The organism is Campylobacter sp. 2018MI10, from assembly GCF_018501175.1.
In the GTDB taxonomy this organism is placed as follows: domain Bacteria; phylum Campylobacterota; class Campylobacteria; order Campylobacterales; family Campylobacteraceae; genus Campylobacter_E.
In genome coordinates this window covers 1-13,379 of record NZ_JAHCZD010000020.1, presented here as the reverse complement: position 1 = coordinate 13,379, position 13,379 = coordinate 1, and the positions used below count along the sequence as shown (strand labels likewise).

Below are 13,379 nucleotides of genomic sequence, written 5' to 3'. Positions count from 1 at the left end.
ATTAAAATGTAGTTTCATTGTAGCCTAAATAAGATAATTTTTGTTTTAAATATTTTAAAATTATTTTAAGCTACTTTTAAGATTGGGGGGGGGTATTATATGGCTTTAATTTTTTATTAAGGAGTGTAAATGGATACGAATAGTATTTTAATGAGTATTCAAGACAAGTTACCAAAAGACGGAATGGCTGTAATTAATTTAAGAGAAAAGTTAGAGAGAATGAGCGATGCTGAAAGAAAAAACTTTTCAGACAAACTACTTGCTGCAAAGCTTAAAAATCCTACTACTGGAATTATATGTGCTATGTTTTATGTAGATAGATTTTATCTTGGCTCTATTGGTTTAGGCATACTTATTTTTATACTCAAATTCATTACTTGTATGTTTGCAATAGGAATTATATGGTGGATTATTGATATTATAAATATTGGCAAAAAAGTTAGACAATACAATTATCAACAAATTTTACAAATTATATAAGGATATATCGTGAAAAAAATATATTTTTCTTTAATTGTGGTTAGTGCATTTTGTATAGGTTGTGGTTCTATACCTAGTTGTGATGATAAAGAAGTAACACAACTTTTAACTGAAATTTTATTAGAACAATCAAAAACATTAGATGCTTATGATATTTCATATTCAAGTTTTATGACTAATAAAATTGATAAAGAAGCAAAAAAGATAAATTGTACAAACAAACTCATATTAAAAGAAACTGAAAATTTTAGTATAGTTAAAGAGATATGGTTAGACTATAGTGCAAGATATACTGATGATGGTATGGTATATGTGGAAGTTTATTAATAATTTTGTGTTTAGAATTTGAAATAGGAATTTCCTATTTCAAATTCTTAAATCAATAAAAGCCTAATATCTTCCACCATACTAAGCCAACACAAATCATAACTGCTATATCAATAACACTTACAATAAAACCTATTATCCACCATTTATTAAGACTAACATAACCACTACCAAATACAACAGGAGCAGTCCCTGTAGCATAATGCGTAAGTGCCATCATAATATTTCCTGCAGCTGCTAACATAAAAGCATATAGCATAGGTGGTGCTCCTAAATCAAGCCCTGTTTTATAAAATACTAAAAACATTGCTGAAATATGAGCTGTTGTGCTTGCGAAAAAATAGTGCGAATACAAAAACGCTAAAGTAAAAAATATCATTACAAAAGTTACACTAAGCCCTAAAGATGAAGCTGCCATTTTTAACTCTTGTCCTAAAAATGCAGCTAAACCTAATTTATCAAGCATAGTAGCAAGCATAATTAAAGCAGCAAACCATACTAATGTATCCCAAGCTGTCTTTTCTGCTAATAATTCATCGTATTTTAAAACACCAGTTAAAAGCGCAATTGCAAGTCCTAAAGCCGCCACACTAGCAGGATCAAACGTCAAGGCCTTTGCATATTCGCTAAAACCAAACCAATTAGCAAAATTACTAGGCATTCCAGCCCATAAGAATAAGCATAATCCAAAAATACTAAGCATAATTTTTTCATCTAAGCTAAATTTACCCATAGCAGCTAATTCTTTTTTAGCTAATTCTCTTGCATCAGGTGTTTCTTTAAGTTCAGGTGGGCTTAAAAAATAAATCACTAATGGCATAAGCAATATCGCACACATTCCAGGAACAAACATTCCTAAAGCCCATTGCCCCCAAGTAATACTAATATTTGCATTAGTTGCATCTGAAATTAGTTTTACTACCAATGGATTTGGTGCAGTTGCGGTAATAAACATAGCAGATGTAATTGGATTTGATTGATAATTTACAAGGCTAAGATATGTTCCTGCTTTATTTGCACTGCCATTATTTGGCTCTGAACCTAGAGCTTTAGCAATTGATTGAACTATTGGATTAATTATACCACCGCCCCTTGCAGTATTTGATGGAGTAATCGGAGCTAAAAACACTTCGCTTAAAGCAATTGAATATCCTATACCTAAAGTTTTTTTACCAAATATGCTTAAAAAATAAAATGCTAATCTTCTTCCAAGACCAGTTTTGATAATACCACGAGCAAGCATAATAGATATTACAATAAGCCATATTAAGCTATTAGAAAATGCACTTAAAGCATCTTTAATAGCAGCCTTACTTCTAGCAGCTCCACTAATATCAGCACTAACACTAATTGTGGAAATTGCTATAAAAGCAATAGATATTAAGCTAACTGCACCAAGTGGCATTACCTTTAAAATAATACATAAAACAGTAGCTATAAAACAACCTAAATATATCCAAGAAAGTCTTGCATCAAATAAGCTTAATTCTAATAATTTTTGTTCTGAAAAATCAGAATGAGCCTTTAATAAAGCAGCTTGTTTAATAGAAATTAGACTTTCAGGAACCGGAATAAATACAAATGAAATAGCTATTAATATACATAAAATAGCTAAAGGAATTTTATCCTTAGTCATAACATCTCCTTTTCAAAAAGTAAGTAATTATAATAAGAATTTATTAAAAAGAAAAATAAAGTATATTTTTTAATAATTTAAATATTAATATTAAATTTTTATTAAATAATTAATATTTAAGCCCTATAAAGGGCTTAAAATTATTCTCCTAAAGCTTTTTTAGCGTATTTTATACCTAAATCATAAGCCTTAGCATTTGCATCACGAGTTTTTGGTGGCACATGACTTAACATAACTTCTTTTACAACATCAGTATCCATACATTTGCTCATATATACCGCAATTGCAAGCGCAACAACTGATTGAGTAGCCACATTGCCAACTTCATCTTTAGCTATTGTAATGATTGGAATTTCAAATATTTTAAATTTCTTTCTATCTTCTTCACTTGGTTTTACTAGATTTGGCTCAACTACTATTATTCCACCTTCACAAACACCATCTTTAAAACCAGAATAGCCTTTTTGAGCAGTTGAAAGCATAAAAGTAATTTCGCCTTCAACTGCATAAGGAAATAATATTTCTTCATCATCTAAAATAATATCAACCTTAGTCGGACCACCACGAACTTGAGAAGTATATGTGCTAGCTTTTATAGCATAAGCACCTTTTTTACTACTTCCACCCTTTTCCATCCAAGCAGCTGCTAAAATCTCACCAGCGGTAATTACACCTTGACCGCCTTCTCCACCAAATCTTAATTGGAATTTCATTTAGCACCCCCTAAAGCATTTAAATTAACCATTCTACCTTCTTTAGCAGCACGGCGAACTTCTTCATAAGCTTTGCAATATTCAGGTTTAGTTTTATTTTCATATAAAATTCCAACTGGGAATTTATCAACTTTTTCTTCATCGCTTAATTTATCAAATTTAGATTTTTCAACAGAACGATTACTTATCCAATCAAGCATTTGAACAGCTTCGCCCATTTTATTTTTACGACCTAAATTAATATGGCAGTTACTAAAGCAATCAATAAAACTATATCCTTCATGAGCCATTGCTTTATAAATCATATTTTCAAGTTTAGCTGCGTCAATTACATTACCACGAGCTATAAAACTAGCTCCAGCTGCTTTTACTAATTCGCAAGCATCAAATGTAGGGTCAATATTACCAAATTGAGCTGTAACCGTGTAAAATCCTTGTGGGGTCATTGGGCTTGTTTGAGAATTTGTAAGTCCATAAATAAAGTTATTAATCATAATATGAGTTAAATCAATATTTCTTCTTGCAGCATGGATTAAATGATTACCACCAATTGCAGTTGTATCGCCATCACCTGTTACAACTATTACATGTTTAGTTGGATTAGCTAATTTAATACCAGTTGCATAAGCTAATGCACGACCATGAGTTGTATGAACGGTATTGCAATTTACATATGAGCTCATACGACCACTACAGCCAATACCACTAACTACGCAAACATCATCCATATTCCAACCCATTTTTGCAATTGCTTTAATAATACATTTTAAAACAACACCATCACCACATCCCCAGCACCACTGAGTAGGCATTTTATCTACTCTTAAATAATCATCATAATTAAAAGCCATTAGAAACTCTCCTTTACTTTTGCTTCAATTTCACTTGGAGTTATTGGACGACCATTAGCTCTATGTAAGCTAGCAAAATCATCTCTCTTACTTGCTCTTTGAATTTCTTCTAAATATTGTCCCATATTTAATTCTGTTACTAAAATTTTCTTAAATCTTGAGCAAACTTGCGCTATTTTTTTCTCATGAACTGGATATAAAGTAATTGGTCTAAATAAACCTACTTTCAATCCTTGTGCTCTAAGTCTTGCAATTGCTTCTTTTGCAGCACGAGCAACGCTTCCGTAAGCAATAATGCAAATATCAGCATCATCTAACATATATTCTTCATAAAGTGCTAATTCATCTACTTTATTTTTAATCTTACCAACTAATCTTCTCATATTATAATCAACTATTTTACCATCTTCAGTTGGAAAACCTATATCTCCGTGATGAAGACCAGCTATATGATAACGATAGCCTTTAAAGAATGGATTTAATGTAGCAGGTTCGTCCATATCAGCCTTATAAGGTTTATAATCTTTTGGGTCTCCTGTAAATTCACGGCGTGGTTCTATTTTTAAATCTTTTACATCAGGTAAAATTGCTTTACCATTCATATGTCCAACCGTTTCGTCCATTAATAAAAATACTGGAGTTGAATATTTATTAGCATAATTAAATGCTGTTATTGTTAGATTATAGCTTTCTTCAAGACTAGCAGGTGCAATAGCAATACTTGCTATATCTCCATGACTTGGAGCTTTTGCTTGAAATAAATCGCCTTGAGCAACACGAGTTGGAAGACCAGTTGATGGACCACCACGCATAACATTTACTATTACGATTGGAATTTCAGCTATGTATGCAAGCCCTATTTGTTCTGCTTTTAAGCTAATTCCAGGACCACTACTTGCAGTCATTGCTTTTGCACCACTCATAGCCGCACCTAGTGCAACGCTAATTCCACTTATTTCATCTTCCATTTGAATAAATGTTCCACCAGCTTTTGGTAGCATATGGCTTAATTCATGAGCTATCTCACTACTAGGAGTTATTGGATAACCACCAAAAAAAGAACAACCACAATCAATTGCAGCTTGAGCTATTAAATTATTTCCTGTTGATATTACTTCTCTCATCTTTACGCCTTTAACTTTTTAAAATTGTTAGCTTTAATTGCAGCCGCTCTATCTTTACCTTCTTGAGTAGGTTTTGCAAATTTAAAGCCTTTAGCATCTGCAACATTAATCGCAAAATCAGGACAATGAGTTTCACAATCTCTACAACCTATGCATGATTCTGGATTAACTACTTCAATCATTTGACCTAAAACAGCACTTGGTTCATCTCTCATAGCAATAACGCCCATAGGACAATAGCTTACGCATATATTACAGGCTTTACATCTTTTTTCATCCACCCATACAGGTGCATTATTATTATTTTCCATTTTTAACCTTTCTAAGCCTAGATTATCTAGGCTTTAATTATTTTAAAATTTCTTTGATTTTTTTACCGATATCTGCAGGAGAATCAACTACATGAACACCATAGCTTTTTAAAGCTTCTTTTTTAGCAGCAGCACTTTCATCAGCACTTCCTACAATAGCACCTGCGTGACCCATTCTTTTACCTTTTGGAGCAGTTGCACCTGCTATAAATGCTACAACAGGTTTTGTGATATTTTCTTTTATAAATTTAGCAGCTTCAACTTCTAAGCTTCCACCAATTTCACCTATCATAACTATAGCTTTAGTTTCGCTATCTTTTTCAAATTCAGCTAATAATTCTTTATAAGCAAGACCTATGATTGGGTCTCCTCCAATTCCAACTGCAGTTGTAATTCCATAACCACCTAAAACAACTTGATTTGCTGCTTCATAAGTTAAAGTTCCACTTTTAGAAATTACACCGATATTTCCTTTTTTAAATATAAAGCCTGGCATAATTCCTAATTTGCATTCATCTGCAGTGATAATTCCTGGGCAGTTTGGTCCAATGATTTTCATACCTTTTTTATTTGCATAAGCTTTTGCAAACATCATATCTTTTACAGGAGTATGTTCTGTGATTACTACTGCAAGTTTAATTCCTGCATCAGCAGCTTCTATAATACTATCTCCAACAGCAAAAGGAGGAACGAAAATTAAACTCGTATCAGCACCAGTTTTACTAACTGCTTCTTTAACCGTATCAAATACAGGCTTTCCTAAATGAGTTTCTCCACCTTTAAATGGAGTTACACCACCAACTATATTTGTGCCATAAGCAATACATTGTTCTGCGTGAAATGTAGCTTCTTTACCTGTAAAGCCTTGAACTATTACTTTTGTATTTTTATTTACTAATATACTCATTTTTTCTCCTTACTTTACTAAGCTTTTTACAATTTCAGCACCATTTGCAAAATCTGTTGCTGCGTGAATATTTTTAAGACCTGAATTATCTAGAATTTCTTTTGCTTCTTTAGCGTTTGTTCCATCTAAGCGAACTACTACAGGAATATCAATTTTAGTTGTTTTTGTAGCTTCTAAAACACCATTTGCAATTCTATCACATCTTACGATACCACCAAAAATATTTATGAAAATTACTTTTACATTCTTATCTCTCATAATAATCTCAAATGCTTTTGCAACGGTTTCAGCACTTGCTCCACCACCAACATCTAAGAAGTTTGCTGGTTTGCAGCCACTATAATTAATAATATCCATTGTAGCCATTGCAAGACCTGCACCATTTACCATACAAGCCACATCGCCATCAAGTTTTACATAACTTAAACCATATTTACTAGCTTCTAGTTCTGCTGGGTTTTCTTCTGTTTCATCTTTTAATTCTGCAATATCTGGATTTCTATAAAGACCACTATCATCAAAACTCATCTTAGCATCAAGTGCGAAAAACTCGCCTTCTGCAGTTTTGATTAATGGGTTAATTTCTACTAAATTTGCATCTTTTGCTAAATATAATTTATATAATTTATCTATAAATGTTATTAATTTTTTACCTTCATCTTTATTTAGACCTAAAACTTTTACTACTTCAAGTCCGTGAAACATTTTAAAGCCAATTGCAGGGTCAATTGTAACTTTTGCTATTTTTTCAGGTTGCTCTGCTGCAACTTTTTCTATATCCATACCACCTTCACTTGAAGCAATGATTGTGATTTTTTCTTCCATTCTATTAAATAATAGTGCTAAATAATATTCTTTAGCAATATTTGCACCACTTTCAATATAAAGTTTTCTAACAAGTTTTCCTTCTGGTCCTGTTTGATGAGTTACAAGGTTCATACCTAATATTTTTTCAGCATACATTTTAACTTCATCTAAATTCTTAGCGATTTTTACACCACCACCTAAACCACGACCACCAGCGTGGATTTGAGCTTTTACAGCCCAAACACTTCCGCCTAATTCTTTTGCGTTTGCAACAGCTTCTTCAACACTAAATGCAACCTTACCTTTTAAAGTAGGCACACCAAATTTAGCAAAAATTTCTTTTGCTTGATATTCGTGTATATTCATATTTTCTCCTTAAATTGATTTTAAAATTTCATTAAATGTAACACTTGGTCTCATTATCTTTTCAGCTACTTCGCCTAAAACATAATATCCACCTAATTCAACTGCTTTACCTTCTTCATTCATATATTCTTCAATGATTTTAGAAGAATTTGAATTAAGTTTATCAGCAATAACTTTAAAAAACTTATTCATACTTTCATCATTATTTTGCTTAGCAAGTGCATTCGCTAAATATATTGCAAAATACACATGACTTGTTCTATTATCGTTTTCTTTCGCATTTCTACTTGGAGCTTTATTTTCATTTAAATAATGAGATATTGCTTCATCAAAAGCTTCTGCCATAACTTTTGCTTTTGCATTGCCTTTGTTTCCTTCAAATTCAAGTGAGCTTTGAAGAGCTAAAAACTCGCCTAAGCTATCCCATCTTAAGTGATTTTCTAATACAACTTGCTCAACTTGTTTTGGAGCAGAACCACCCGCACCTGTTTCAAACATAGCTCCGCCATTTAGCATTGGAACTATTGAAAGCATTTTCGCACTTGTTCCTAATTCAAGTATTGGGAAAAGGTCTGTTAAATAATCTCTTAAAACATTACCTGTAATTGATATACAATTTTTACCACTTCTAATAATTTCTAAACTTTTTTTGCAAGCTTCATAAGGGCTTAAGATTAAGAAAGTTTCTCCTAATTCTTTTTTAACTAAATCAATGATTATTCTATCACTTGCTCTTTTACTATCAAGCCAAAAAATTCCTTGCTCGCCACTTAATTCACATCTTTGTTTTGCAAGTTTTATCCAGTTTGCTATCGCATCAGGTTTTGCTAAATTAATTCTATAAATATCACCCTTTTTAACTTCATGTGATAATAAAACTTCGCCATTTAACTCTATTTGATAAGTAGCGTCGCAATCAGCTATGAAAGTTTTATCATGAGAGCCATATTCTTGAGCTTTTTTAGCCATTAAACCAACATTGCTAACCGAACCAACCACACTTGGATTAATACTTCCATTAGCTCTCATATCATCTAAAACTGCTTGATAAATTGTTGCATATGTTTGATCAGGAATAACAGCATTTGTATCCATTTCTGCACCATTTTTATCCCACAATTTAGCACCATTTTTAAGCATTGCAGGCATTGAAGCATCTACAATTACATCACTTGGAACATGAAGATTAGTAATACCTTTATCAGAATTAACCATAGAAATTGGTGCTCTTGTATTTAATATTTCTTCATATCTTTTTAAGATTAAATCTTTTTTGCTTGAGTTTTCAACCTTACTTAAAAGCTCACTTAAACCATTGTTTGGATTAATGCCTAGATTTGCAAACTCATCGCCAAATTCAGCAAATAAATCTTTAAAATAAACTTTTAAAGCGTGAGCAAATAATACAGGGTCACTTACTTTCATCATAGTTGCTTTTAAATGAAGCGAGAATAAAATATTTTCTTGTTTGCAGTGATTGATTTGTTTTTCATAAAACTCATCTAGTTTTGCAACATTCATAAAAGTCGCGTCCATTACTTCATCTTTTACAACATCAAAAGATTTTAGCTCAGTTTTAGCCCCATTTACAACTTTATATAATTTAGCAGTGCCGTTTTCTTTGATTAAAGTTGCCTTTTCATTAGAGAAAAAGTCATCGCTACTCATACAAGTTACACAACTTTTACTATCTTTACTAAAGGTTTTTGTTCTATATGGATTTGCTTTTGCGTATTCTTTTACAGCTTTTGTGCTTCTTCTATCTGAGTTTCCTTGTCTTAAAACAGGATTTACAGCAGAACCTAAAACTTTTGCATATTTTTCTTTGATTGCTTTTTCGCTATCATTTTGTGGTTCATCTGGATAATTTGGAACATTATATCCTTTTGATTGTAATTCTTTTATGCAAGCTTTAAGTTGCGGAATAGAAGCAGAAATATTTGGAGTTTTAATTACATTTGCTCCATCAAGTTTTACTAATTCACCAAGTTTTGCAAGTGCATCTTCACACTTTTGCTCATCTTTTAAACACTCTGGAAAACTAGAAACTATTCTTGCTGCCAATGAAATATCAGCTGTAGTGATTTCAATATTTGCATGCTTTAAAAAAGCCTTTGCAATTGGTAAAAAACTTAAAGTTGCCAACGCTGGCGATTCATCTGTGAAAGTATATACAATACTCATCGTAACTCCTTTAATTAAATTTTAGATGAATGTATAACTGCTAAGTTAAAAAAGAGTAAATCAAAAAAAATTAAATTACCCTTATCTTTGCCTTTCTATTTCTTTTTCGTGAGCTGCTAAAGTTGTATTAAACCTATGTGTACCAGTCCTTTTATCTCTCATAAAATATAAATAATTTGTCTTAGCTGGAGAAATTGCTGCCAAAATTGCTTGTGTAGAAACGTTACAAATTGAAACACTTGGTAAACCAGAATTTTTATAAGAATTAAATTCTGAATTATCTTCTCTAATCATTTGTGGAGTTACTTTTATGTGAGAATTCATACCATAATTTAGCATTCCATCCATTTGTAATTTCATACCTTTATTTAATCTATTATAAATAACACTCGCTACAATAGGCATTTCGCTTTCATTAGCAGCTTCTTTTTGGATAATACTAGCCACTATAATAAATCTATAAAATTTATATTCAGTATAATCTCCAAACACTTTTTTACTAATTGTTTCGTTTCTTTTTTTTGTAAATTCTAATAAATATTTTATAAACAATCTTTCACTAATTCCTAATGGAATTGAATAAGTATCAGGAGTTAGCATACCTTCTTTTCTATTTGATTGAGAATATAATTCATCTAATAATTTATCAGGATTTAAATTAAGTTTTTTTGCTGCAATTTCTCTTAAAAAATATTCACTTGTTTCACCTGGAATTAAAGTAAGATTAACTAACGCTGCTTTATTTGTAGTTAGCTCTTTTAAAAATTCATATCTTGTTAAAATAGGTTTAGATACTGCTATCCAACCACTTTGCGGGTGTCCAAAAAATAATAACAAATATTGGTCTATTTTGCTAAATTGCAATTTAGTGTTATTTAAACTTGTTATAATTTTAGCATTAGAGCCTTGTGGTATAAATACAACAGAATTTGACTTAACAGGCTGCAATAAGTAAAACAAAATCGCTAGGACAAAAATGCTTAAAACATCAAAACACATAAATAAAATAATTAAAATTCTTTTTATATTCATATTCTTAATAATCGCCTTTGTATTTGTATTAGCCAATGGAATTTCAATTAAGGATTTTAAATTAATTAATATTGAAATCTCTGAGCTTTATTTGAAACTTGATAAAAAACTAATCTTAAATATAAATAAAGTTTATATAAAAAAAGCAAATAGCAACGAAGTGCTAGATATAAATCAAATTAGAAAAAAAATATTAAGCCTTAAAGAATACAAACAAGTATTTTTGTTTTTTCAAAGTATTAATATAAAAAATATTCAAATAAATGATGCTTTAGTAAAAATATATTATGATGAAAACCAATTAAATATCCAATCAGATGATATTGAAGCAAATATAAAAATAAATCTATACTCAAATGAGCTTTTAGCAAACATAACAAATCTAAAATATAAAAACTTATATTTTTATGGAGATATAAAGATAGCTAAAGATGTTGAAATTAAAGGATATTTACACTCTATAAACAATGATTTAAACGCAAAAATAAATATAATAAATACAAAAAATGATTTTTTATTAGGCGTTGATAATTTAGAGATTAAAAATCAGCAAGAAGCATTTAAACATATTGAAAATTATTTAAAACCAATACTAAAAGAATGGCTAATAACTAGAGTAAAATTTGATAATTTTAAAGGTAGCTTTATTGTAAAAATAAAAAATAATCAACTAGAAAATACCTTAGGAGAAGGTGTTTTTACAAATGTAATTGCAAATTATAATGATAAAGCACCAAATGCTTATGCAAAAGAAGTTAAATTAAGCTTAAAAGATTATAGTTTAAAGCTATTAGCAAATAATGTAAATTCTCAAGACAATATCACAACTATTGATGAATTTAATTTAACAATAGATAATTTATTAAAGCCAAATATTGATATAAATATCATCTCAAATAATACACTTTACAATAGTGAAATAGAAAAAATACTAAATGCTTATAATGTTGTTTTAGGGTTAAAGCAAAATAGTGGTAAAACAAGCACCTTAGTTAATATAAAACTAAATAACGACCATACTCACAATGTAAAAGTAGATGTTAAAACCAATGGAAATTATTCTTTTAGTAATTTTAACTTTAACGCTAATTTAAATATAAGTGTAAATGATAATTTAGTAGCAATTCAAGGTAATGCAGATACAAAAGAATTAAAAATAAGCAATGCGGATATAAATTTAGATACTAAAACCAAATTAGCAAGTGTAAATATAAAGACTTTAGGAATTGATTATAAAGATTATTTTTATTATAGCGATAAAGCAAAAATGAATTTAAATCTAAATAATAAAACTTTAGATTTTCCGGCATTAAATACCACAATATATTTTGATAAAAATTTACTTATAAAAAGCGATATTTCAAGTATTATTAGTTATTCAAAGCAACTTAAAAAATTAAATTTTAATGATGGAGATATTGAATTAAGTAGTAAAGATGGGGCATTTTTTGTAAATATATTTAATGCTAAATTTGATTTTAATTTATATAAAAATAATCCAAATAATTTAGATAATAATTATAAATATACTCAAGATGACTTTTATATAAGTATTCAAAACAACATAACCACAATAAATACCAAAAGCAATCTTATTAATTTAAATTCTCAAAACAATAAAACAACTATTAATATAAATAATCTAATAATAGACGCAAATAAATTAAATAATGATGAAAATAATGATAGCAATAATAATATAGCTCTTAATTTATTAAATTCTAAGATTATTTATAAAGATTTTTTATTTAATTTCAAGAATTTAAAACTGAATAAAAATCCTTATGAAACTTCAATCAGTGCAAGTTTTATTAAAGGTGGAGATTTGATAGCCCAAATAGGAAAAAACAATTTTAAAGCCTACCTAAGAGAACTAAGCCATCAAGCACTAAATGAAATCGTAAATAAAGAAGTTTTTATAAGTGGAGAAATTGATTTAGATGCAAAAGGCAATACTTTAAGTGATTATGAAGGCTTAATTAATATAAGAAATGCCTATTTATCAAATACTAAAAACTACATAAATCTAATCGCATTTATAGAAAGCATACCGGCTTTAGTAACTTTTAATAAACCGGGTTTTACAAAAAAAGGTTTAGGGATAAAATTTGGCTCAATTGAATTTAGAAATAAAAATGACATTATAAATATTGATAAGGTTAATATTTTAGGTTACAACATAGATTGTAGCGGTCAAGGCATTATTAATACAAAATCAAAAACAGCAGATATTACTCTTAATATTTTTACTCTAAAAAATACAAATAAAATCATAAGCAATATTCCTATCGTAAAAGAAATATTTATCGGCGGTAAGGATAATAAAATAGCTACTCAATTAAAAATTAGCGGTAGTTTAGAAAATCTTGAATATAAAACTAGCCTAGCTAAAGATATATTAACAAGTCCTTTTATACTTATGAAAAATATCATCACTCTACCTAAAAATATAATAGATAGATAAAAATTAGAACTATTCAAGTTCTAATTAACCAAAACAATATCAAACAAAAAATAAAAAGAAATTAGATGATTTAAAAGATTTGGTTTTTATAAAAGATAATAAAGTATTTAATAAAAACTATTTAATATCAGATGAAATAGCTTTGTATTTAGAATAAAGCTAAGTTAATTAGAACTT

The 13,379-nt window shown here is 29.4% G+C and carries 12 protein-coding genes; 3 read left to right on the top strand and 9 right to left on the bottom strand.

The window, feature by feature from the left end; translation table 11 throughout:
* Window positions 1–129 precede the first annotated feature (129 nt).
* Window positions 130–480, top strand: coding sequence for a hypothetical protein (locus tag KJR01_RS08330; protein WP_214118520.1), 351 nt, complete (start codon window positions 130–132; stop codon window positions 478–480).
* 9 nt (window positions 481–489) lie between these two features.
* Window positions 490–807 (top strand): hypothetical protein, encoded by a 318-nt coding sequence (locus KJR01_RS08325; protein WP_214118518.1) that lies wholly within the window; start codon window positions 490–492, stop codon window positions 805–807.
* Between the two features lie 52 nt (window positions 808–859).
* On the opposite strand, the gene KJR01_RS08320 is transcribed toward KJR01_RS08325, so the two are convergent.
* From KJR01_RS08320 to mltG, 9 genes are all read right to left on the bottom strand, one after another.
* A complete protein-coding gene (locus KJR01_RS08320; RefSeq protein WP_214118516.1) occupies window positions 860–2,443 on the bottom strand; it encodes a DASS family sodium-coupled anion symporter in 1,584 nt (527 codons plus the stop codon).
* A 140-nt stretch (window positions 2,444–2,583) separates the two neighbouring features.
* On the bottom strand, window positions 2,584–3,156 hold the full coding sequence (locus KJR01_RS08315; RefSeq protein ID WP_214118513.1) for a 2-oxoglutarate:acceptor oxidoreductase subunit OorC: 573 nt from the start codon (window positions 3,154–3,156) through the stop codon (window positions 2,584–2,586).
* Window positions 3,153–4,007, bottom strand: a complete 855-nt coding sequence (locus KJR01_RS08310) for a 2-oxoglutarate ferredoxin oxidoreductase subunit beta (protein WP_214118511.1) — start codon at window positions 4,005–4,007, stop codon at window positions 3,153–3,155. Before KJR01_RS08310 ends, KJR01_RS08315 begins: the two co-directional genes overlap by 4 nt.
* The gene (locus KJR01_RS08305; RefSeq protein ID WP_214118510.1) at window positions 4,007–5,131 is read right to left on the bottom strand and encodes a 2-oxoglutarate synthase subunit alpha; all 1,125 of its coding nucleotides are present in this window, start codon (window positions 5,129–5,131) and stop codon (window positions 4,007–4,009) included. The genes KJR01_RS08310 and KJR01_RS08305 overlap by 1 nt, the downstream gene beginning before the upstream one ends.
* Window positions 5,132–5,133: 2 nt before the next feature.
* Complete coding sequence (locus KJR01_RS08300) at window positions 5,134–5,442, bottom strand: 4Fe-4S dicluster domain-containing protein (RefSeq protein ID WP_214118508.1); 309 nt, start codon at window positions 5,440–5,442, stop codon at window positions 5,134–5,136.
* Between the two features lie 37 nt (window positions 5,443–5,479).
* Window positions 5,480–6,349, bottom strand: coding sequence for a succinate--CoA ligase subunit alpha (gene sucD, locus KJR01_RS08295; RefSeq protein WP_214118506.1), 870 nt, complete (start codon window positions 6,347–6,349; stop codon window positions 5,480–5,482).
* A gap of 9 nt (window positions 6,350–6,358) precedes the next feature.
* The gene (gene sucC / locus KJR01_RS08290) at window positions 6,359–7,522 is read right to left on the bottom strand and encodes an ADP-forming succinate--CoA ligase subunit beta (protein WP_214118504.1); all 1,164 of its coding nucleotides are present in this window, start codon (window positions 7,520–7,522) and stop codon (window positions 6,359–6,361) included.
* A gap of 9 nt (window positions 7,523–7,531) precedes the next feature.
* Entirely contained in the window at window positions 7,532–9,706 is a 2,175-nt protein-coding gene (locus KJR01_RS08285; RefSeq protein WP_214118502.1) for an NADP-dependent isocitrate dehydrogenase, read from the bottom strand.
* Between the two features lie 81 nt (window positions 9,707–9,787).
* Window positions 9,788–10,786, bottom strand: coding sequence for an endolytic transglycosylase MltG (gene mltG, locus KJR01_RS08280; RefSeq protein ID WP_442862236.1), 999 nt, complete (start codon window positions 10,784–10,786; stop codon window positions 9,788–9,790).
* On the opposite strand from mltG, the gene KJR01_RS08275 reads away from it, so the two are divergent.
* The gene (locus KJR01_RS08275; RefSeq protein WP_214118498.1) at window positions 10,683–13,202 is read left to right on the top strand and encodes a YhdP family protein; all 2,520 of its coding nucleotides are present in this window, start codon (window positions 10,683–10,685) and stop codon (window positions 13,200–13,202) included. The genes mltG and KJR01_RS08275 overlap by 104 nt on opposite strands.
* Window positions 13,203–13,379 lie beyond the last annotated feature (177 nt).

What these genes read in the sequence shown, in the direction of transcription:
- sucC (WP_214118504.1), bottom strand. Translation starts at nt 7,522, where the DNA reads ATGAATATACACGAATATCAAGCAAAAGAAATTTTTGCTAAATTTGGT.
- sucD (WP_214118506.1), bottom strand. Translation starts at nt 6,349, where the DNA reads ATGAGTATATTAGTAAATAAAAATACAAAAGTAATAGTTCAAGGCTTT.
- KJR01_RS08305 (WP_214118510.1), bottom strand. Translation starts at nt 5,131, where the DNA reads ATGAGAGAAGTAATATCAACAGGAAATAATTTAATAGCTCAAGCTGCA.
- KJR01_RS08315 (WP_214118513.1), bottom strand. Translation starts at nt 3,156, where the DNA reads ATGAAATTCCAATTAAGATTTGGTGGAGAAGGCGGTCAAGGTGTAATT.
- KJR01_RS08300 (WP_214118508.1), bottom strand. Translation starts at nt 5,442, where the DNA reads ATGGAAAATAATAATAATGCACCTGTATGGGTGGATGAAAAAAGATGT.
- KJR01_RS08330 (WP_214118520.1), top strand. Translation starts at nt 130, where the DNA reads ATGGATACGAATAGTATTTTAATGAGTATTCAAGACAAGTTACCAAAA.
- KJR01_RS08275 (WP_214118498.1), top strand. Translation starts at nt 10,683, where the DNA reads ATGCTTAAAACATCAAAACACATAAATAAAATAATTAAAATTCTTTTT.
- KJR01_RS08320 (WP_214118516.1), bottom strand. Translation starts at nt 2,443, where the DNA reads ATGACTAAGGATAAAATTCCTTTAGCTATTTTATGTATATTAATAGCT.
- KJR01_RS08285 (WP_214118502.1), bottom strand. Translation starts at nt 9,706, where the DNA reads ATGAGTATTGTATATACTTTCACAGATGAATCGCCAGCGTTGGCAACT.
- KJR01_RS08310 (WP_214118511.1), bottom strand. Translation starts at nt 4,007, where the DNA reads ATGGCTTTTAATTATGATGATTATTTAAGAGTAGATAAAATGCCTACT.